This is a genomic window from Acinetobacter sp. CWB-G5 (genome assembly GCF_019209785.1).
GTDB classification, from domain to species: Bacteria; Pseudomonadota; Gammaproteobacteria; order Pseudomonadales; family Moraxellaceae; genus Acinetobacter; species Acinetobacter johnsonii.
The window spans coordinates 40,780-62,195 of sequence record NZ_JAHUTF010000010.1 but is presented as its reverse complement, the minus strand read 5'-3'; the positions used below and the strand labels follow the sequence as shown (position 1 = coordinate 62,195).

General features: G+C 43.7%; 22 protein-coding genes. 15 read left to right on the top strand and 7 right to left on the bottom strand.

The window, feature by feature from the left end; genetic code table 11:
* Window positions 1-12: 12 nt before the first annotated feature.
* Window positions 13-393 carry a hypothetical protein gene (locus KVY11_RS14000; protein WP_218289293.1) on the bottom strand — a complete coding sequence of 127 codons (381 nt, stop codon included), beginning with the start codon at window positions 391-393 and terminating at the stop codon, window positions 13-15.
* 107 nt (window positions 394-500) lie between these two features.
* On the opposite strand from KVY11_RS14000, the gene KVY11_RS13995 reads away from it, so the two are divergent.
* Window positions 501-905 carry an MAPEG family protein gene (locus KVY11_RS13995; RefSeq protein ID WP_005401007.1) on the top strand — a complete coding sequence of 135 codons (405 nt, stop codon included), beginning with the start codon at window positions 501-503 and terminating at the stop codon, window positions 903-905.
* Between the two features lie 117 nt (window positions 906-1,022).
* Entirely contained in the window at window positions 1,023-1,547 is a 525-nt protein-coding gene (gene ppa / locus KVY11_RS13990; RefSeq protein ID WP_114836634.1) for an inorganic diphosphatase, read from the top strand.
* A gap of 102 nt (window positions 1,548-1,649) precedes the next feature.
* Here the strand turns inward: ppa and KVY11_RS13985 are convergent, their stop codons facing one another.
* Entirely contained in the window at window positions 1,650-2,942 is a 1,293-nt protein-coding gene (locus KVY11_RS13985) for an OprD family outer membrane porin (protein WP_159153618.1), read from the bottom strand.
* Window positions 2,943-3,401: 459 nt separating this feature from the next.
* Here KVY11_RS13985 and KVY11_RS13980 point away from each other — a divergent pair, with 459 nt between their 5' ends.
* On the top strand, window positions 3,402-4,172 hold the full coding sequence (locus KVY11_RS13980; protein ID WP_218289292.1) for a TorF family putative porin: 771 nt from the start codon (window positions 3,402-3,404) through the stop codon (window positions 4,170-4,172).
* Between the two features lie 346 nt (window positions 4,173-4,518).
* Window positions 4,519-5,289 (top strand): TorF family putative porin, encoded by a 771-nt coding sequence (locus tag KVY11_RS13975; protein ID WP_218289291.1) that lies wholly within the window; start codon window positions 4,519-4,521, stop codon window positions 5,287-5,289.
* A 71-nt stretch (window positions 5,290-5,360) separates the two neighbouring features.
* Here the strand turns inward: KVY11_RS13975 and KVY11_RS13970 are convergent, their stop codons facing one another.
* Both KVY11_RS13970 and KVY11_RS13965 read right to left on the bottom strand, forming a co-directional pair.
* Entirely contained in the window at window positions 5,361-6,848 is a 1,488-nt protein-coding gene (locus KVY11_RS13970) for a YifB family Mg chelatase-like AAA ATPase (protein ID WP_062033311.1), read from the bottom strand.
* 65 nt (window positions 6,849-6,913) lie between these two features.
* Complete coding sequence (locus tag KVY11_RS13965; RefSeq protein ID WP_004692854.1) at window positions 6,914-7,141, bottom strand: accessory factor UbiK family protein; 228 nt, start codon at window positions 7,139-7,141, stop codon at window positions 6,914-6,916.
* 275 nt (window positions 7,142-7,416) lie between these two features.
* Here KVY11_RS13965 and glnK point away from each other — a divergent pair, with 275 nt between their 5' ends.
* The 7 genes from glnK (at window position 7,417) to KVY11_RS13930 (ending at window position 13,618) form a co-directional block, all read left to right on the top strand.
* Entirely contained in the window at window positions 7,417-7,755 is a 339-nt protein-coding gene (gene glnK, locus KVY11_RS13960; protein ID WP_004281042.1) for a P-II family nitrogen regulator, read from the top strand.
* Window positions 7,756-7,814: 59 nt separating this feature from the next.
* On the top strand, window positions 7,815-9,218 hold the full coding sequence (locus tag KVY11_RS13955; protein ID WP_010325684.1) for an ammonium transporter: 1,404 nt from the start codon (window positions 7,815-7,817) through the stop codon (window positions 9,216-9,218).
* Window positions 9,219-9,369: 151 nt separating this feature from the next.
* Complete coding sequence (gene nrdR, locus KVY11_RS13950; protein WP_004692852.1) at window positions 9,370-9,828, top strand: transcriptional regulator NrdR; 459 nt, start codon at window positions 9,370-9,372, stop codon at window positions 9,826-9,828.
* A 14-nt stretch (window positions 9,829-9,842) separates the two neighbouring features.
* Window positions 9,843-10,946 (top strand): bifunctional diaminohydroxyphosphoribosylaminopyrimidine deaminase/5-amino-6-(5-phosphoribosylamino)uracil reductase RibD, encoded by a 1,104-nt coding sequence (gene ribD / locus KVY11_RS13945; RefSeq protein WP_218289290.1) that lies wholly within the window; start codon window positions 9,843-9,845, stop codon window positions 10,944-10,946.
* A complete protein-coding gene (locus tag KVY11_RS13940) occupies window positions 10,943-12,241 on the top strand; it encodes a DNA adenine methylase (RefSeq protein ID WP_004692850.1) in 1,299 nt (432 codons plus the stop codon). The genes ribD and KVY11_RS13940 overlap by 4 nt, the downstream gene beginning before the upstream one ends.
* Window positions 12,242-12,264: 23 nt before the next feature.
* Window positions 12,265-12,924, top strand: coding sequence for a riboflavin synthase (locus tag KVY11_RS13935; RefSeq protein ID WP_004978564.1), 660 nt, complete (start codon window positions 12,265-12,267; stop codon window positions 12,922-12,924).
* A gap of 145 nt (window positions 12,925-13,069) precedes the next feature.
* Entirely contained in the window at window positions 13,070-13,618 is a 549-nt protein-coding gene (locus KVY11_RS13930; protein WP_004692848.1) for a VTT domain-containing protein, read from the top strand.
* 85 nt (window positions 13,619-13,703) lie between these two features.
* Here KVY11_RS13930 and KVY11_RS13925 read toward each other — a convergent pair whose 3' ends face one another.
* From KVY11_RS13925 to KVY11_RS13915, 3 genes are read right to left on the bottom strand one after another with little or no spacing between them, the layout of a single operon-like run.
* Entirely contained in the window at window positions 13,704-14,339 is a 636-nt protein-coding gene (locus KVY11_RS13925) for a hypothetical protein (protein ID WP_168159864.1), read from the bottom strand.
* 31 nt (window positions 14,340-14,370) lie between these two features.
* Window positions 14,371-14,778, bottom strand: a complete 408-nt coding sequence (locus KVY11_RS13920; RefSeq protein ID WP_004692846.1) for a DNA polymerase III subunit chi — start codon at window positions 14,776-14,778, stop codon at window positions 14,371-14,373.
* Window positions 14,771-16,219, bottom strand: coding sequence for a leucyl aminopeptidase (locus tag KVY11_RS13915; RefSeq protein WP_218289289.1), 1,449 nt, complete (start codon window positions 16,217-16,219; stop codon window positions 14,771-14,773). Before KVY11_RS13915 ends, KVY11_RS13920 begins: the two co-directional genes overlap by 8 nt.
* A gap of 158 nt (window positions 16,220-16,377) precedes the next feature.
* Between KVY11_RS13915 and lptF the strand changes: the two genes are divergently transcribed.
* From lptF to KVY11_RS13895, 4 genes are all read left to right on the top strand, one after another.
* Window positions 16,378-17,478 (top strand): LPS export ABC transporter permease LptF, encoded by a 1,101-nt coding sequence (lptF, locus tag KVY11_RS13910; RefSeq protein WP_010325691.1) that lies wholly within the window; start codon window positions 16,378-16,380, stop codon window positions 17,476-17,478.
* A 2-nt stretch (window positions 17,479-17,480) separates the two neighbouring features.
* Complete coding sequence (gene lptG, locus KVY11_RS13905) at window positions 17,481-18,551, top strand: LPS export ABC transporter permease LptG (protein WP_218289288.1); 1,071 nt, start codon at window positions 17,481-17,483, stop codon at window positions 18,549-18,551.
* A gap of 123 nt (window positions 18,552-18,674) precedes the next feature.
* Window positions 18,675-20,222, top strand: a complete 1,548-nt coding sequence (gpmI, locus tag KVY11_RS13900; protein ID WP_218289287.1) for a 2,3-bisphosphoglycerate-independent phosphoglycerate mutase — start codon at window positions 18,675-18,677, stop codon at window positions 20,220-20,222.
* A gap of 18 nt (window positions 20,223-20,240) precedes the next feature.
* Complete coding sequence (locus tag KVY11_RS13895; protein ID WP_218289286.1) at window positions 20,241-21,416, top strand: S41 family peptidase; 1,176 nt, start codon at window positions 20,241-20,243, stop codon at window positions 21,414-21,416.

Below are 21,416 nucleotides of genomic sequence, written 5' to 3'. Positions count from 1 at the left end.
TCATGTTCACATTTAATTCTTCATTAACCAGCGGTCGATATAGGGACGGCCAATGCCCAAAATGCCAACAAAGGTCAGCATCGTACCGCACTGACGACTAAAAGCTGGGAAAGCAAAACTACCAAAACTCAGGATATTATCGATCAGACAATAGACGGTCACTGCAAGCAACCAAGACCATAGGTTTTGACGTTTAATCCCGACCATCCAAAATGCAATGATCAGCATGACCAGTGTGCCAAGGGTCGAACCAATATTCATATTGGCACAAATGACTGCCAATAAAAATGCAGTAACGGGAAGCACAATCTTTAAAACACGATCCACTTGGCGTTGATGTCGGCGCTGAATTTCGAGCACGTCGAACATTTCTTTTTGATCAGGGCTAGCCATGCAGGAGTCTCATCGGGAAATTATAAAAACACTATAATTTAACCAAATTTATCCTCGGAATGCCATGCTATGATAGCCTTTGAAATGATCTTGATGAGAAAAAACCAATGCAAAGCATTAGCGGGATTATTTATCTCATTTTAATTGCTTGTTTACTGCCTTACGTATTTACAATCATTGCTAAAAAAACAGCAGGATTTCGCGCCAAAGATAATCAACATCCGCGTGAATTTCTCGCCAAAACGACTGGTCTGGCTGCACGTGCCAATGCGGCACAGCAAAATAGTTTTGAGAGTTTACCGTTATTTATTGCCGCTATCTTAATGGCTGAATATATGGTGATTCCGCAAGTGGTCACCATGACGTTTGGTATTGCCTATCTTGTCTTTCGTGTGGTGTATGGCATTTGCTATTTGGCCAATTGGTCGACGCTTCGATCGATCGTTTGGCTGTTGTCACTGCTTTGCCCAATTTGTTTATTATTGTTGGTCATTCGACTGACGATGGGCTAAGTGCGAAACATACATATTTTCACCCAGTGGATGTATAATCGCAGAAATATTTTTTTCTCAAAAACCGTTATAATCGATGCGGTTTTTAAAAGATTTAACTTGTTAAAGAGTGATGTTATGAGCTACAGCAATATCCCTGCGGGTAAAGATGCACCGAACGATATCTACGTGATCATCGAAATTCCTGCAAATGCAGCACCAATCAAATATGAAATTGATAAAGATTCGGATGCACTTTTTGTAGATCGTTTCATGGGTACAGCAATGTTCTACCCAGCGAACTATGGTTATGTACCAAACACCTTGTCTGAAGATGGTGATCCATTAGATGTACTTGTTGTAACGCCACATCCAGTTGAACCAGGTTCAGTAATTCGTTGCCGTCCTGTGGGTAAATTGAACATGGAAGATGACGGTGGTATCGATGCGAAATTAATCGCAGTTCCACACGACAAGTTAACGCCAATTTATAAAGATATTAAAGAGTACACGGATCTTCCACCTTTACTCATTCAACAAGTTGAACACTTCTTCGCGCACTATAAAGACTTAGAGCCAGGGAAGTGGGTTAAATTAACAGGTTGGGAAGGTTCTGAAGTTGCTAAGCAAGAAGTGCTTAAAGCAATTGAAGCAGCAAAATAAGCCTGTCTATGAAGCCTCGATTGAACTGTGTTTGATTGAAGGCTTCAATAAAAAACCTGCACAATGTGCAGGTTTTTTATTAGATTAGCTTTTCCGTAGAAATTAGAAGAATTTCACAGGAATGTCTAACCAAATACGCCATTCGTTGGTGTCTGGCATGTAGTAATCGTTTGCGTAAGCATCATCATTACGATAGTGAGAGTAACGTAAACGTAAGCTTGCATCTTTAGCAAAACCAGATTGAACTGTATATTTCACTTGGTTAAAGAGTTCGCTTTCTTTCGCGTTGTCATCAGTTGCTGTATCAATATCCCAGCCATAAACATATGCAGTCGTCCAGCTTAGACCAGGAACGCCGTAACCTGCAAAATCTAGGCTATATTGAACTTGCACAGACTTCTCACCACGACCGTTAAAGTCTGAAAGGTAAGAGTTTGGTAGATAAATACTTTGGAAACCGTCGGCATTTTCACCGTATGCATAGCCTGTGTTACCAGTGCTTTGTTGGTAAGCAAGCATAACATTGTGTGCATCTTGGTTATATGTACCAGACAATGCCCAAATATTGTTACTGCGGTCAGATGAAGTGCTCGGTAAAGTAGAAGAAGATGCACTTGCGCCTTTATCCCACTCAGTGTGATAGCCACTGAAGTCATAGGTCAAAGAGCTGTTGTTTGCCAAAGCTTGCTTATAGTTGGCATTCACATAGTGACGATCTAATGTATCTTTGCTGTCTAAGCCAAAGTAAGATGCATTGAATGCATCATTAAACTTATATTTTGCACCCCAAACCACAGCACGGTCTAAATGGTTACCATCAGTATTGATTTGGTGTGACATTTGGTCTTTAGTAAATTTACCAGCTGTTAATTCAAGACCATTAATCTCACGACTTGTAGCCAAAACACCTTCAAAGTATTCAGGCACTAAACGTGTTGTGTTACTTGCTAGTACTGGTAAGTCTAGAACGTGTGTACCGTAACGTACTTCAGTATTTGAAATACGTGCTTTTACGATACCGCCACCACGTGTCCAGTAGTCATACGCATCTTTTGTGCCATCAGCATTGTTTTGCGGATGTGTTGGGATCATTTGGTTGTCAGTGTGACCATTTTTCCCCAATTTAAATGATGTATCGCCAATAATGCCGACACCAAAGCCAACAGTACCTTGAGTATAACCAGACTCAATTTTGACCATCGCGGTTTGAGCTGCTGAACTTGTATCAGCTGCACCATTTTTCTTGTCACGGGTTAAATAACCAGTACGGAATAACACTGATCCTTCAGCGTCCTCAACGAAACCTTTAGATTCACTTTGCTCACTCGCAAAAGCTGTTGATATAAGTGCAGTTTGTACTAAAACTGCTAATGCTAATTTTTTTGTGTTTTGCATTGGGGAGCGAACCTTATACAAATTGGATGGAAAGAGAACAGCAATTGTATAAGTAATCGCTGAAAAATTGTCATTTTTATTTAACATATTCAACTAAAGTAATGCATTTTTTTGTAAGCGATATGTTTGAAATATTTTAATTTTGGTTAAAATATTCGGTTTACTAAAATAAATCTTTATAAAACATTGAATTATTTTTCTTTCCCTCGTTCTGTTTTGTGCTATGCATTGCAGAATATAATATATAGACTGTGAGGTCATTTTAGCTTATGAATCAAAGTGTTCAGTCATTTCTAGTCGTCTGGAATCGGTTCAGAATAACCCATACCCAGATTGGCGAACGATGAATTACACAGCAGTTGCCTAAGTAAAATTGACCTATTGTTAAAAAATAGCTTTAAAATTTATGGGTATAAAATCAGTAAGTGATTCATGTCTAAAGAAATTTTGAGAGCTTAAATGCATAAAAATTCACATAAAATTGCACTATTTTTAATTTTTTTCACTGGCAGTGTATCGGTCAATGCAAGCGAGCCCCAGCAACAAAGTTCAGATGGCAGACTTAGTGGAAGCCTTGCTGTGCTCAGTCAGTATATCTATCGTGGCGGTGTTGAAAATGACCAACCTACCTTGCAAGCGGGGCTTGAATATGAACATGCATCGGGTTTATATGCCGGTTATTGGGCTTCCACACTGAATTATGATGCAGCGGATATCAGCAAAGATCACGGTGTTGAGCATGATTTTTATATGGGTTATGCAGGCACACTCAGTCCAGATGTAAGCTATCGCTCACATATTGTGACTTATTTATATAATGATGGCGGCTCGGTCTATAGTGAGGATCGCACAGAACGCCGAAGTACAACTGGAGCGGAATTTGTAAATAGTCTGAGCTATAAAGACTTTGATGTAGGCGTCACGGTGGCTTTAGTGGATGTGAGCTATGCCAACGCGGGCGATACTTATTTAAGCCTTGCACATCATTATGCTCTTCCACAACACTTTCAATTCAATAGTTCAATTGGTGCATCGATTTATCGTCAGCATGATGATGCCATACTCACTACAGAGAAGAACTTTACTGTTAATGAAGTTCGCTTAGGCCTGAGTAGGCCCTTTGCAGAGACAGGGATCGAGATGTCTGCGGATTATATTTATGGTGTGCATAATCGTATGGGCGAGGATTTAGAGGACCATCTGGTGCTGGGTTTAACTTACAACTTTTAAATGTTGTAGATATGAAAAGTGCATCCAGATCGGTTGGGGATGCACTTTTTTTATGCACTTAAAAACGTACCTTCCAAAGATGAGTCTCAAAATAGCGCATATTGTAAACAATTATGTTTGCTTGATGGGCTTGGCTTCAATTCACCGCGAAGAGGTTTAACGATCAAGTTGAGTGCGAGCTCAATTTTTTATATTTTAAATAATTTTAATAAAAACAATTATTTATAATGATTTTGTAAAAGGTGTGTCTGATGTTGAATTGAATGTGGCATAGCTATTGCTACTACCTACATGAGTTTATCGAAATAACCAAAAAACGTCGGATACGATGTGGGGGAATCAAACAATGAAATTTGCACTTAAAGCATTATCTTTAGCTGTGGTGGCTTCAGCTTCTACATTCACTTTCGCAGATGACGAGCCAGCATTACCGTTTGGTTTCTCTTTTAGTGGAAGTGCTGCTGTAACAACTGACTATCGTTTCCGTGGTTTAACTCAAACCCAAAATGATCCAGCGGTACAAGCGGGCTTTACTTTGGCACATGACTCAGGCTTGTATTTGGGTCTTTGGGGTTCAAATGTTGATTTTGGTGAAGATTCACCGAGCTTAGAGCTCGATCCATCGATTGGTTTTGCAACAACATTAGAAAGCTTTGCCAGCAAGCCAGTGCTTGATGTGGGTATGGTGTACTACAACTATCCAAGTGCAGATGATCTGAACTGGTTAGAATTTTATGGCAAATTAACCTTTGCGAGTGTCTTTACTGAAGGAGACAGTCTACTGACCAATGTGAACTATACCAATGACTATGTTGCAGCAGATACAGACAGCTGGAACATCAATGCTGGGTATGCGATTCCATTTGGTTCAACGGGCTTTGGTGGCGTTGCGAATGTGGGTTATACCGTGGTCAGTGATGAAGATAAATATTCATTTGGTGATGATGACAATTATGTCGATTGGAAAGTGGGTGTGACCTATGCATTCCAGTCTATTCCTGGCGCAACAGCAGAGTTAGCAGCGGTAGGAACCAATATCGATACTGATGATATGAATCATGCGACAGCACGTGGTGTAGAAACAGGTGCCGTGTTTACTTTAACTAAAACTTTCTAAGTTTTAGCATCTCCAAAACCCCTCTAGTCCATAGGACTGGAGGGGTTTTTCTATGTGGAATTTAGCGATTTTTAGGCATTTTGCTGTCGGTAGGAGAGAGCTTCAGTCAAATGTCCTGTTTGGATGTGCTCTGATTGGGCCAAATCCGCAATGGTTCTGGCCACTCTTAAAATGCGGTGATAACCCCGAGCAGACAAATTTAAACGCTGTTGTGCTTTTTCAAAGATTAAAGCAGCTTGTCCATCTAGCGGTGCGAATTGTTCGAGTTGTTTGGGTGATAAAGCCATATTGAGACAAGCTTGGCGCTGCATTTGCCATTGATAAGCTTGAATCACGCGCTCACGTACAGTTGCCGAGTCTTCTACGACTTGTGTGTCCTGCAATTCAGAAGCATGCAAGGGTGGTACATCAATATGTAAATCAATCCGATCCAGTAACGGCCCTGAAATACGGTTTTGGTAGCGTTTAATCGCCTCGGCTGAGCACTGGCAACGGCTATCTTGATTAAAAGCATAACCACAGGGACAAGGATTCATTGCAGCAATCAGTTGGAAATTGGCTGGAAAGGTGATCTGCCGTGAAGCACGCGAAATCACAATCTCTTTGGCTTCAATCGGCTGTCTTAAAACCTCTAAAACCTTGCGGTCAAACTCTGGTAGTTCATCTAAAAACAGTACACCTTTATGTGCCAAAGTAATTTCACCAGGTTTGGGTTGTGACCCGCCACCGACTAAGGCAACTGCAGAAGCTGTATGGTGCGGTGCACGAAATGGCCGCTGCCCAAAAGGATGTTGATGATTGGCCACCGAGTAAATACTCGCCACTTCCAAATTCTCTTGCGTGTTCAAGGGCGGTAGAATACTGGCTAAACGTGAAGCCAATAGGGTTTTCCCTGTCCCTGGCGGTCCTTTAAACAGTAAAGAATGACCACCTGCCGCCGCAATCTCTAAGGCACGTCTCGGACGCAGTTGACCTTTAACATCGGCCAAATCAAATTTGTAGTGCTGAGAGGCTTTTAACGCCGTGGGTTGAAACTGTTGGATGAGATGGTTTTGCGACAGATGCTCACAGACTTGTTTTAAATGTTGCGCTGCAAACACTTGAAAGTTGGGCAGTTGAGAGGCTTCTTGCGCATTGGCCTCTGGTAAAATCAGTTGATGCCCAGCTTGCTGGCAGGCAATTGCAATACTTAAAGTACCTGAAATTGGTCGCAGTTGCCCATCAAGTGCCAACTCACCTATAAATTCAAAATTTTCAGTTCCTTGCTCAGGGAGCTGACCAGAGGCAATTAAAATACCCAGTGCAATAGGCAAATCCAGTCGTGAGCTGTCTTTGGGCAGGTCTGCGGGTGCAAGGTTGATGGTGAGGCGTTTGGTCGGAAACTGAAAACCACTATTGATAATGGCGGAGCGCACCCGATCTTTGCTTTCCCGAACGGCTGCTTCAGGAAGCCCCACAATGGTTAAAGAGGGTAGTCCTTGGCTCAGATGAACTTCAACTTCAACCGAAGGTGCGTGTAAACCGAGCAAAGCTCGAGTGTAAATTTTGGCAAAAGACATCTTTTGTTCCATTATAGTGCATTATTTTAATTCGTTATGCGTCTTTTGTTGCACCAAACAGGTGCTCATTTTTTGTTCTGAATGCGTAACTCTAAAGCTTCCACTTGTTTCAATAAGTCATTTAAACGCAAATTGGCATTATTCAGTGCAGTACGTTGACGCTCAATTTCATCTTTGGAAACCAAATCCATCTTGGTCACCGCTTCATTCAGCAGTGCGCGTAAATTATGTTCTAAGTCTTGTTTAGGTTGTTCGACTTGTTCCAGTATGGCTTGTAATAAAGTTTCAATCATTTCTATATCCAACAGTTGGAGAAGTGACAGCAGTGTACCATTGCTGCTTCTGACTCTATAGCCTTTCAGATGAAATATGATTTCATCGATTGTAAAAAAATCATAAATCTTCGACTAAAAAACCTGAATTTTGAAGCTCAAAACGCATTTAAATGTATAGAATAGGGTATAAAGAAAACTCATGTCAGACTTTCTTTTCCCCCCAACCTAAGAATTTTTGGCATGAAATTTGAACATAAAACCTTACTGGTGAAATAAGCCGAAGGAAAACAAACATGAAGCTCGTAACTGCAATTGTAAAACCGTTTAAATTGGATGATGTGCGTGAAGCACTGTCTGAAATTGGTGTTCAAGGGATCACGGTAACCGAAGTCAAAGGCTTTGGTCGTCAAAAAGGTCATACTGAACTTTATCGTGGCGCTGAATATGTTGTTGATTTCTTACCAAAAGTAAAAATCGAAATCGCGATCAGTGATGAAATGGTCGACGCGGTGATTGAGTCAATCACACGTGTTGCTAGCACAGGAAAAATTGGCGACGGTAAAATTTTCGTCACAAATTTAGAGCAAGTCATCCGTATCCGTACAGGTGAAACAGGTGCCGATGCCGTTTAATTTGGCATGAAGTTTGCTGAGTAACACATAACTCGCACAAATTAGGTTGGGGGATACGAATGAAAAAGATGCTATTCGCGCTGAGCTTATCTGGCGCACTTTTAGGTGGTTCTGTTGCTTGGGCTGAAGAAGCAGCAACAGCGCCAACGCCATCAGAACAAGTCACAGTGGTTGAAACAACGGATGTGGCTGCTCCAGCGGTACAAGCGGTTGAAGCCGTTGCTGCTCCAGTAGAAGCACCCGCACCTGCAGAAGAAGAACCAACATTAGATACAGGTGATACGGCGTGGATTTTAGTCTCCACAGCACTGGTTTTATTAATGACCATTCCAGGTTTAGCATTATTCTACGGCGGTATGGTTCGTAAGAAAAACGTCTTAAGCACTATGGCACATAGCTTTGTTGCTGCGGCAGTGGTGAGTATTGCATGGGTCATCATTGGTTATACATTGGCCTTTGGTGAGGGCAATGCCTTTATCGGTGGCTTAGATAAGTTCATGCTGACTGGGATCACCACAGATGCACTCACAGGGACGATTCCTGAAGTTCTATTCGTTATTTTCCAAATGACCTTTGCCATCATTACGGTTGCCATTATTAGTGGTTCAATTGCAGAACGGATGAAATTCGGCGCATTTATCGCTTTCATCTCGATTTGGGTAGTCGTGGTTTATGCACCAATTACTCACTGGGTATGGGGCGGTGGCTGGTTAGCAAATGATGGTGCACTCGACTTTGCTGGCGGTACCGTTGTACACATCAACTCAGGTGTGGCAGGTTTGGTTGCTGCATATATGCTGGGCAAACGTATGGGCTTAGGCCGTGAATCAATGGCTCCACACAACTTGGCATTAACCGTTGTGGGTGCAAGCTTACTGTGGGTTGGTTGGTTTGGTTTCAACGGTGGTTCTGCATTGGGCGCAAACGGCTCAGCAGGTTATGCATTGCTCGTGACTCAAGTAGCAGCAGCAGCAGCGGCAATCTCTTGGTTAATTACTGAAAAAGTTGCACGTGGTAAAGGTTCAGTACTTGGTGCTGCATCTGGTGCGGTTGCTGGTCTGGTAGTGATTACACCAGCAGCAGGGTTTGTGACTGTCGGTGGTGCACTGGCGATGGGTTTAATCGGTGGTGTGGTGTGCTTCTGGGGTATCAGTGCATTGAAACGTGCTTTAAAAGCCGATGACTCTTTAGATGCGTTTGGTTTACACGGTGTGGGTGGTATTGTCGGTGCAATCTTAACAGCATTCTTTGCAAGCGACTTCATCATGGGCGACAAAGCACCAAGTGATGTGATGCATCAACTTTGGGTTCAAGTTGAAGGGGTATTGGCAACGATCGCATACTCAGCAGTATTAACCTTCATTATCTTAAAAGTGATTGATCTGGTGATTGGAATTCGCGTTGAATCTGATGATGAACGTATGGGCCTAGACTTGAGCCAACATGGCGAACGCGTAGACTAATCAATAGAATAATAAATAAACAGTATAATCAATATATTGTGTGAAACAGCCCGAAAGGGCTGTTTTTTTTCTATATCTAGCGTAAAACTCTACAAAACACTGAATTTTTGCTACACTCTAAAACCATTCAAATTTGTTCAATTTAACCACTATGCATTGTCCATTTTGCAACGCTGAAGACAGTAAAGTGATCGACTCACGTTTGGCCGCTGAAGGTTGTCAAATTCGTCGTCGTCGTGAATGTATTAGTTGTGGTGAACGATTCACAACCTTTGAAAGTTATGAAGTGGTCATGCCTCGTGTGATCAAGTCGGATGGCAAAAGTGAACCTTTTGATGAAGCAAAATTGCGTCGTTCCTTGATGCATGCTTTACAAAAACGTCCCGTGACGCAAGAGCAAATTGAAACCGTCTTGAGCGATATTCAGCTGCAAATCCGCCGTTTAGGTGAGCGTGATGTGAAATCACGCACCATTGGTGAAATTGTTATGCAATCTTTATTTTCGTTGGATCATGTTGCATATGTGCGTTTTGCATCGGTCTATCAAGACTTTCAAGATGTCGATGCCTTTCGCCATCAAATTGAACAAATGCAACAACGTGAACATTAAGCGAGTTGGCATCCATGTCTGAATTACAGTCTAGTGCTTTACACGCTGACCAAGCTTGGATGAAACAAGCGATTGCTTTAGCACTGCAAGGTCAATACAGCACCAAGCCAAATCCAAATGTAGGCTGTGTTATTGTCAAAGATGGACAGTTATTAGGCACAGGCTATCACCCTAAAGCGGGTCAGCCACATGCAGAAGTTTTTGCGATGCGCGAAGCGGGCGAACAGACCCAAGGCGCAACGGCTTATGTCACTTTAGAACCTTGTGCACATTATGGGCGTACACCGCCGTGTGCCAAAGGTTTGGTAGAGGCAGGTGTGGCGCGCGTTGTGATTGCCTGTCCAGACCCCAACCCCTTGGTGGGTGGTAAAGGGGTACAAATTTTAAAAGAAGCAGGCATTGAGGTCGATGTCGGTATTTGTCAAACCGAAGCACATCAGTTGAATGCTGGTTTTTTAAAAGCTATGGCTACTGGCATGCCTTATGTGCGTTTAAAAGTTGCCTCTAGTTTAGATGGTCGAACGGCGATGGCTTCGGGCGAGTCGAAATGGATTACAGGCCCAGACGCACGTTTAGATGTTCAGCATTTTCGTGCCATTTCTGGTGTCGTGATCACGGGCATTGAAACAGTACTGGCCGATGATCCTCAGCTCAATGTTAGACAGCTTCAGGGTGTTGCGGATCTGACAACGGTTGTACAACCGAAACGTCTGGTGTTAGACCGTCAAGGCCGCTTGCCGCTGACGGCCCAAATTTTACAGCAGCCTGATACCGTGATGGTGATGGGGCCTTATCGGCAAGCATTGGCTGATTTAGGCGTGCTACAGTTTGCTGTACAGCCTTTAGATCAGTTATTAAAGCAGTTGGTTCAATCGCATCAGATTTACGATGTCATGGTTGAAGCAGGTGCAACGTTATCGACGGCTTTTTTACAAGAGAAGTTGGTCGATGAAATGATTAGTTATGTAGCACCGACCTTATTGGGTCAGTCTGCACGTGCAATGTTCAATGCTGAGTTTTCTCAGATGGCAGAGCAACTCCGCTTTAAGCTTATGGATGTCACACAATTGGGTGATGATGTGCGCTTAACGCTTATCCCTTCTCAAGAGTCATTATGAGTTCAGAGTCTACGGTTTATCATAAACGTCGTCACGCGGCACGTACCACCGATGAATATCTCTTTCATCAACTTGTTCCTTATTTGGGGAATAAGCGCCGTCTGTTGCATCTGATTTTAGAGGCGCTTGAGAGTACAGGGACTTTAAACCGTGCAGATGGTCGTGCGCCTATTTTTGCCGACTTCTTTGCGGGTTCGGGCGTGGTCTCGCGTTTGGCGCGTCAAAATGGTTATCGCGTGATTGCCAACGACTGGGAACCGTATAGCCATGCGCTGAACCATGCCATTTTGGCTTGTACCGAAGCGCCTGCATTTAAAGAGTTGGGTGGTTATCAAAAAGCCATTGATTATTTAAACCGATTGCCTGAAGTTAAGGGCTGGGTAACGCATAATCTGTGCCCGCGAAATGATGAAATCTATGATCCAAGCCGAGATCGTTTGTTCTTTAAGCGTCGCAACGGCATGCGCATTGATGCGATTCGTCAGCAAATTGCCACATGGCAGGCACAAGGGGCAATCGATGATGTGGAGATGTCTGCTTTACTGGCACCGTTGCTGTATTCTGCAAGTTTTGTCAGCAATACTTCCGGCGTCTTTAAAAGCTTCCACCACGGTTGGGGCGGTAAAACCCAAACAGCGCTAGAGCGGATTGAATCCTTGCTGTGGTTGACCCCAAGTCGCTTTAGTGAAGTGGGTGATAATAAGCAAAAGAACCCGATGGCTGAAATGTGGTGTGTCGATGCGCAGCATTTGGCGAACCAAATGAGTAGTTTTGAGGTCGATGTAGCCTATCTAGATCCACCCTATAACCAGCATGCCTACAGCAGTAATTATCATGTCTTAAATGCTTTAACGCTATGGGATCAGGTGGATTTACCGACACCAGACACCAAAGGGTTTAAAAGCGGAATTGACCGTGCGTGGCGCAAAGAGCGTCCGAGTCCTTATAACTCGTCAAAGTATGCCAAAGAGGCATATGAAAAACTACTTTCCACCATCAATGCACGTTACATTCTGACCAGTTATTCAACCGATGGTAATATTGAAGCAGGGGACTTGCTCAAAGCCAATTTGGAGCGAGGTCGCGTGACTTTATTAACGCAGGATGTACCGCGTTATCGCGTGAGTAAACAGCGTCAGTCTGAGCGTGCGCGTGTGTTAGAGTTTATTGTGATCACTGATACCCATGCCAAGTCAGGTCCGCCAATTCGTCAGCTACTGGGGCAGTTGTACCATTATGCCGAATTGGGTGGAGTCGATACATCTGGGGTCACGACACAGTTGGCGCTGTGGTAAAAATATAGAGGTAGAAATCAGAAATGTTTACAGGGATCATCGAAAGTCTAGGCACAGTTGAAAGCGTACAAAATGTCGGTGGCGATGTGCGTTTGCGCATTGGTACGGATCTGGATATGTCAGATGTACATTTGGGTGACTCGATTGCCACCAATGGCATTTGCCTCACAGTGATTGACTGGGGTGAGCACTGGTATGCTGCCGATGTCTCACGTGAAAGTTTGAACCGAACCACACTGACCCACTGGAAAGTTGGCCAACGTGTAAATGTGGAAAAGGCGATGTTGCCCACCACACGTTTTGGTGGGCACATTGTGTCAGGTCATGTCGATGCTGTGGGTGAAATCACCGTTGTGCGTGAAGATGCACGCTCGCTTTATTTTGAAGTAACTGCGCCAGCCGAGATTGCACGTTACTTGGCAGAAAAAGGCTCGATCACGGTTGATGGGATCAGTTTAACCATTAATCATTTGCGTGGCCGTATTTTAAGCCTCAATTTAATTCCACATACGGCTGAACGAACCAACATTGGAACGTGGAAGGCAGGCAGTCAAGTGAACCTTGAAGTGGATGTGTTAGCACGCTACATTGAACGTCTGATGATGGGTGATAAAGCTGCGGAAACTACCCCACAATCTAAAATTAGTTTAGACTTTTTGGCACAAAATGGTTTCTTGAAATAGAAAAATCGTTTAGATTGCAGCAAGAATAGACAAAAGATGAGCTCCCTATTTGCCCAAAATGAGGGAGTTTTTCTTTTGAAATGAATAGGTAAGCAATTGAGTATGATGAAAGATAGTACGCAGTTCATTGCACGGATCGGTGACAATGATTGATTTTTTTCTCCATCTAGAACAATTATTGCCCGTACTGCTTGCAGAATACGGCCTTTGGATTTATGCGATTCTTTTTCTGATTATTTTTGCAGAAACCGGTTTCGTTTTTATGTTCTTTTTGCCGGGTGACAGTTTACTGATTGCCATTGGTGCCCTATGTTCTAGCTCGGATTTAATCCATATCCATACCATGGGTATTTTGATGATGATTGCTGCGGTATTGGGTTATATCGTCAATTATTATACCGGTCAGAAGCTGGGCTTTAAATTTGCCCATCAGCATTCGCGTTGGCTGAAACCCGAATATATGATGAAGACCAATCAATATTTCTTAAAGCATGGTGGTAAAACCATTTTAGTGGCACGTTTTATTCCTTTTGTGCGTTCTTTCGCGCCTTTTGCTGCGGGCGCAGGGCATATGAGCTTGGCGACTTTTATGTGGTATAACGTGACCGGTGGCCTGATTTGGATTGGTAGTTTGTTGGCGATTGGTTATGGTGTGGGCAATACCTTATCGTTTATGGTTGATGTGTTGGTTTGAGATCGAGACAGATCACATCAGCCGAGAAAAACAAGAGTGCATAAAAAAACTCACCGAAGTGAGTTTGAACGGAAGCCAAGGCCAGTTAGGCAGAGTTGGATACCACTTCATCAGAAAAGTTTGAATTTTTCAAAATATAGTCAATTTCCTCTTGAGCCGCGGCTTGGAGCTTACTGCGGTAGCTGGCGACGGACTCTTCAATTAAGGTTTCCGCTTCAAGCTCTAAACGTAAACGAACACTTTCTAACTCAGACAAAATTTGTGAGTCATCAATGCCAAATTTACCTTTGGCATAGTCCAGAGCTTGTTCAGGCGTTTTCTCATAGCGTGCGGTGTAGCTCAAAATTTCTTGATCGACACTTTGACGCATCACATTTAAAGCTTGGGTTTGCTCATTGAACTGACGGATTTCGTCTTTTTTGAGGCTTTCCGCATAAGCTTCCTGCGCTGCGCGTTTGTCTGCCAGTGATTTTTCCAACGCTTGTTGTTTACGAATTCGCGCTTCTTCAATCAGCTGTGCTTTCAGATCGGCATACGCTTGTTCAATTTTCTGGGTCGAGACGGCTTGAGCGCGTTGGTCTTGTTCAATCCAACTGTGCAAACCTGTTTCAGGTTTGAGTACATCGCAGACGCGACTCAGGTCATCAATAAAGGCCTGACGAACAGCATCAGGTACATTTAACCAGCGCTGTTTAAAATCTGGACCAACATTCAATGCCACTAAGCATCTCCTTATTTAGACGGGGAATCATTTAAAGCTTGAAGGTTCGAGCTTCAACCCCGAGACGTCTATATTGTTTAAATTTTTCACGACCTTGTTGTTTGGCCGATTCGTTATTTTCAATAATTTCTATAATGTGGCTAAATTTTTCGAACTGTTCAAGAGCTTGATCGTTAAAATTGAACACAATCCAATCGGATTGCTCAGGCAGTTGGGCTGAGATACAAATGCGCGCATCGATTTGATCAATGCCATGCGGAATAAAGCTCGTGTCATCAAAACTCCACAAACGTTCATCCAATTGCTGTTGTAGTTCAGGGTCGCTTGCATACAGCCAGATTCGCTCTGGCTGACGCAAGATTTTACGACATAAACGACAAGCACTTTCGACTTGTCGTTCAGGACTTTGTTCAAATAGATAAAAGCTAATATTAGCCATTAGACTGCGCACGATGAGCTAAGAATTGCATCAATAAGGGTACTGGGCGACCGGTTGCCCCTTTATTGGCACCCGAGTTCCATGCTGTACCTGCGATGTCCAAATGCGCCCAGCGGTAATCACGGGTGAAACGTTGCAAGAAGCACGCTGCAGTTACAGCACCAGCTTTAGGCCCGCCAATATTGGCAATATCGGCAAATGGAGAGTCTAGCTGTTCTTGATAGTCATCAATCACAGGCATGCGCCAGACGCGGTCAAAGCTATTTTGACCTGCTTCAGATAGTTCGGCCGCAAGTTTGTCATCTGGGGTAAACATACCTGTTAAGACTGAACCGAGTGCCACGACACAGGCGCCCGTTAAGGTTGCAATATCAATGACCAGTTCAGGGTTAAAGCGTTTTACATAGGTCAATGTGTCGCACAGCACCAAACGACCTTCTGCATCGGTATTTAAAATTTCAACGGTTTGACCGCTCATGGTGCTCACGATGTCACCCGGACGTGTAGCTTTGCCTGAAGGCATATTTTCAGCTGCCGCAATCGTACCTACGACATGAATGGCTAAACGTGATTCACATAGAGCACGGAGTGTCCCTAGAACGGATGCTGCACCACACATGTCATATTTCATTTCATCCATACTAGCGCCCGGTTTCAATGAAATGCCACCTGTATCAAAGGTGATTCCTTTACCGACCAAGACCACTGGGGCTTCAGTACGTTCAGCTTGATACTCAAGGGTAATGATACGGCCTGGGCGGTCTGAACCTTTGCTCACCGCAAGGAAGGAATGCATGCCCAGATCAGCCATTTGTTGCTCATCAAGGACATTAACACGGAGTAGGTCAGGATATTGGGCTGCCAGTTCTAAGGCTTGCTCTGCCAAATATTCAGGGAAGCAGATATTGCCCGGACGGTTGCCTAAGTCACGTGCAAAGCTTTGACCTGACTGCACAGCTTCAATCAGTTTAAGTTGTGCAGCATTCAGCGGCGACTCAGCGGCAATCAGGCTGATCTGTTCAAGCGCGTTGTCGGCTTTTTTCGATTTGAATTCATCAAAAGCATATGCCGCTTGCGTCAAACTGAGGGCAAATAAATAATGGAGTTCAGCTGGAAGAGCTGAAAGGTCAAGACTGATGTGTTTGAATTTTTTTTGTGAAGCTTTGATAATGGTTTGAGCAATTTTCACCAGCTTTGCTGCTTGTAATTCAGCGGCTTTACCCACCCCGATCAAGGCTGCATTGGGGCTTGCTGGAATTTGACCAATGAGGCTCAAAGTTTCATTGAATGCGGCTTTAAACTGAGTCGCTTCAATTAAGTTGTTTAAATCATTAATTTGATAAGCATTTGCAAGGTGTTGCGTGTTTTCAGAATCTACTAATATCAACAAAAATTGGCTAGACGTATTCTCTGTGAATGACGTATTAATAGAGAGTTTCATAAGTTTTATTTAAGCCTTATAAAGTTTGAAAATGATTAAACCACTGAAACATTAACATGAATAGAGTTGCAAAGTGCAACAAGAGTACAGGTTTTATATTTTCACTATTCGGGTAAACTAGCGCTAGTTTTTATTCACCTATTTTTGGAAGAATTAATTTGATTATTCGGCGTTATCTGGTCAAACAAGTGGTGTCGACATCCTTGGTTGTGATCGCCTTATTGACCTTGATCATGATGGGCGGTCGTTTGATCAAGTATTTTGGCGTAGCCGCGCAGGGTCGCTTAGATGCAGGTATTTTATTTAGCATTATTGGCTATCGTTTGCCTGAATTTTTAACGCTGATTCTTCCTCTAGGCTTTTTTATTGGACTGATGCTGGTTTTTGGTCGTCTGTATGTCGATCATGAAATGGCAGTACTCAATGGCAGTGGCGTCAGTCGTAACCAATTGGGTCGACTGCTGATTCCTATGACCGTGGTGTTTCTTGCTGTTCAAGCCGTGCTGATGCTTTGGATGGCGCCGTGGGGTGTTCGTCAGTTTGAGCAGCTCACCACCAGTCAGGCGGTGCGTACTGGTTTTGATTTGGTTCGACCCAAAGAGTTTATTTCATCGGGGCCTTATACCATTTATGCGGGTGACTTATCCGAAGACCGTAAGAACCTCAAAGACATCTTCTTCTATCAACGCGCTGAAGCAGAAGGTAAGCCTGATGTGATGATTTTGGCCAAAGAAGCCACGCGGGTTGAAATTGAAAATGATCCCGCCAATGTGGTGGATTTGGTGCAAGGTCGCCGTTATGAAATTTATCCGGGACAGCCGCGTTATAGCCAAGCCGAGTTTCAGTCTTATCGCCTACGTTTAGAAAATGATAAAGAAGCGAAGTTTGAAAGTGCCGATGTTGAAGCACTGTCCACCATGAAACTTTGGGATAATCGTAATGATCCTGTCGTGGCGAGTGAGTTGGGCTGGCGTATTTTTGTACCGTTTGCCATTGTAGTGGCGTTGCTCCTCGCTGTGGCTTTATCTGAAGTGAGTCCACGCCAAGGACGTTACTTAAAGCTGTTCCCTGCATTGCTTATTTTTGCCAGTTTAATCGTGGCGCTGATGGCCATTAAAACCCGAGTCAGTAAAGAAGAAATGGGGATTTGGGCTTATCCAATGATCTTGGTGATTTATGCGATAGCAGCGGCTTTGTTTTCGCGTAAACAAAAGCTTGCCCCGAAAATTAAGAAAACATTACAACGAGCGGGGTCTTAATCATGTTCGCACGTCGTATAGTCGCAAAACATGTGACCAAAACCACCGCGATGGCGATGCTGGGTGCTACCGCTATTTTATCGGTCTTGCAAATTCTGTTTACCTATTTGGGTGAGCTAGGCTCCCTTAAAGAAGGTTATGGTGCTTGGGATGCTTTACGTTATGTACTGTGGGGAGCACCGCAATATCTCTATGAGATTCTACCGATTGCCGCGTTAATTGGCTCAGTATTGGGCCTCGGCACTTTGGCTTCAAACAGTGAGCTGATTGTGATGCGCTCGGTGGGGGTGAGTCTTTGGCGGATTGTTGGTTGGGTGATTCGTTCGGCTTTAATTTTGGTGGTACTGTCATTCGCTTTAAGTGAATGGGTGATTCCTTATACCAATGAGCAAGCCAAAGGTGTGAAAAGCCATCGAACTGCGGCTGAACTTGGTGAAGTACGTGGTTACTGGACACGAGAAGGGCAGCGTTTTATTTATGTCGATTATGCCAACTCTCAAGGTCAGCTGAAAAATGTGCAAGTGGTCGACTTTGATAATAATGCTCGTTTGAAAGGCGTTTTAAATGCTGAGCAAGGTCAGTTTGTGCAAGATGGTCATTGGATTTTAGAAAATACGGCCCAAGTTGATTTGCTGCCGACAGGCAACGCTACGGCACAAAAGGCCGCTAAAACGCCTTTGGCACTGGCACTGCAACCGAAATATGTGCACATGGTGACGATTGATCCTGAAGACCTTTCACCGAGTCAATTGGTCAGTTTCATGAGCTATATGCATGAATATAGCCAAGTGCCTAAAACTTATCAGTTGGCTTTTTGGCAGAAAGTGGCATCTCCATTTGCCTTGATTGCTTTGGTGTTGATTGCTTGTTCCTTTATTTTTGGCCCACTGCGCCAACAATCGATGGGCTTTCGTTTGGTGATTGCACTGTTTACGGGCCTAGGTTTCTTTTACCTACAAGACTTCTTGGGTTATGCAAGTTTGGTGTATTCGCCTTCACCCGCATGGTTTGTTTTTGTGCCGATTTTACTGATGTTTGTCGCAGGTGGTTATTTATTACAACGTGCACGATAACTGTACGATATTGAAGAAAACAATGCGGATGATGGTGTTAAACCATCATGCCTGCATAGAGTCTTGACCGAAAATTCGGTAAGATAGAGCGATGAATTTGTAGACAAAAAAAGAGTGCTTATTATGGCGGATGCAACTGCTGGCAAAATCCCTCACGTACTGGTCATTATGGATGGTGTGGGACACCGTGAAGCGATTGAAGACAATGCTTTTTTAGCAGCGAATCGACCGAATTTAACAGCGATTGAAGCAAAGCATCCGCATAGCTTAATTTCAGGTTCTGGTGAAGACGTGGGTCTGCCAGATGGCCAAATGGGCAACTCTGAAGTGGGCCACATGAACTTGGGTGCAGGGCGTGTGCTCTATCAAGACTTTACCCGAATCACCAAAGACATTCGTACGGGTGCTTTTTTCGAACATGAAGTTTTGGTTGATGCCGTTGAAAAAGCCAAAGCAGCGGGTGGTGCGTTGCACATCATGGGGCTATTGTCTGAAGGTGGGGTGCATTCACACGAAGATCATATTGTTGCCATGGCTGAACTTGCGTTAAAACGCGGTGCAACCGTGTATCTCCATGCTTTCTTAGATGGTCGTGATACCCCGCCACGCAGTGCACAGCCTTCTTTAGAAAAATTAGATGCATTGTTTGCTCAATATCCAAATCAAGGTCGTATTGTGAGTCTGATTGGTCGTTATTTTGCGATGGATCGAGATAACCGTTGGGACCGTGTGGAACAAGCCTATCGTTTACTCACAGAGTCTGAAGCAACACGTACTGCAGCTACAGCAGTTGAAGGTTTAGCATTGGCTTATGCCGCAGACGAATCTGATGAATTTGTCAAAGCAACACGCATTGGCGATGCCGTGAAAGTTCAAGATGGTGACAGCATCGTCTTTATGAATTTCCGTGCGGATCGTGCGCGTGAAATTACCAAAGCGTTTGTTGAAAAAGATTTTGCAGGCTTTGAGCGTAAAGTTGTACCAAACTTATCTAAGTTTGTGATGTTGACACGCTACCAAGCCAGTATTGATGCACCTGTGGCGTATATGCCTGAAGCATTAAAAAACTCGATTGGTGAATATCTTTCAGGCCTTGGTAAAACCCAATTACGTATTGCTGAAACTGAGAAATATGCACATGTGACATTCTTCTTCAGTGGTGGTCGTGAAGATGAATACCCAGGTGAAAAACGTATTTTGATTCCATCACCGAATGTGGCTACTTATGACCTCAAGCCAGAAATGAGCGCATATGAAGTAACCGATGAATTGGTGGCTGCGATTAACTCAGGCGAGTTTGATCTGTTGGTGGTGAACTATGCCAACGGTGATATGGTGGGTCATACGGGCGTATTTAATGCTGCTGTGAAAGCTGTTGAAGCCGTTGATTTATGCTTAGGCCGTGTCTATGAGGCGGTGATGGCACAAAAAGGCCATATGTTAATTACGGCTGACCATGGTAATGTTGAACAAATGCAGGATTATCACAGTGGTCAGGTGCATACTCAGCATACGACAGAATTGGTGCCTTTTATCTATGTTGGCCCAACCCAAGCAACCATTGCTGAGGGGGGCGTATTGGCCGATGTCGCACCAACCTTGTTAAGCTTGATGCATCTTCCTGTTCCAGCAGACATGCAAGGTCGTAACTTAATTACATTAGACGTATAAATCAATTTGGGTGGGTAAATGGCAAAAGCATCGTGGACTTCAATAGGTGTAGTGATTGCTTTAGGTCTGACTCTGATCCACCCGATGGGGGCTGTTGCAAAAACAGCGGCAGCACCCGCTTTTGATGATGAATTGGAACAAGGTTATGTTGAGGTTCCGATTGAATCCATTCAACAATTTGTGCAAATCTACGGTTTAGTCAAAGACAATTATGTGGCTGAACGCAGTGATGAGGCATTGTTCCAACAAGCCATTAAAGGCTTGGTTAGTGGTTTAGACCGCTATTCGCGCTATTTATCTCCTCAAGAATATAAGCAACTGGTGCAATATACTGAAGGGGATTTGGCTTCAGTCGATTTCGGTTTAAGCTTTGATACTCGTTTACAGCAATGGCAAATTCGTGGATTAAAACCTGACTCAGATTCTAGCAAACTGGGCTTAAGAAATGCTGATGCCGTTTTTAAAATAGATGATCAAGAATTACGTAAGCTCAATCAGTCACAGGTCAACGATTTACTCAGTGGGGCGATTGGCAGTACCGTCAGTCTACAATTAAAAACCAACGCCACACCAATCAATGTGGTCAGAACTCGAAAAGTTGAAACCGATATTCAGGCGCAATTGTTGAATAACCAAGTTTTGGTGCTTAAGGTGCGTGTGTTTCAGCAGGACACGGCCAATGAAATTCAGCAATTGATAGAAGAGCATCAGTCTTCGCGTTTAAAAGCGGTCTTGATTGACCTTAGAAATAATCCCGGAGGACTGTTGTCTGCTGCAGTTGAATCTGCCGATTTATTTTTAAACCAAGGCGTGATTGTTTCGACTAAAAGTCGTTCCGAGGGCGATCAGCAGTTTCAGGCCTTACCTAGCCTCGAGTTTCAAAATTTAAAAGTGGGCATTTTGATTAATGACCGTTCTGCATCGGCCGCTGAAGTGTTTACCGCTGCGTTGAAGGAGCATGGACGGGCGTGGGTGATGGGTGAAAAAAGTTATGGTAAAGGCGTGGTGCAAAAACTGTTTCCGCTTTCCAATGGTGCAGCCTTACAAATGACCGTGTCACACTATTACACCCCAAGTGGGCAAATGATTGAGGGGGTGGGGATTGCACCGAATCAAGTGTATCCGATGCCACATGAACTCAAAGACGAAAGCTATGTTGAACATGTGGCAGAGATTTTAATGAATCGTCGTTAA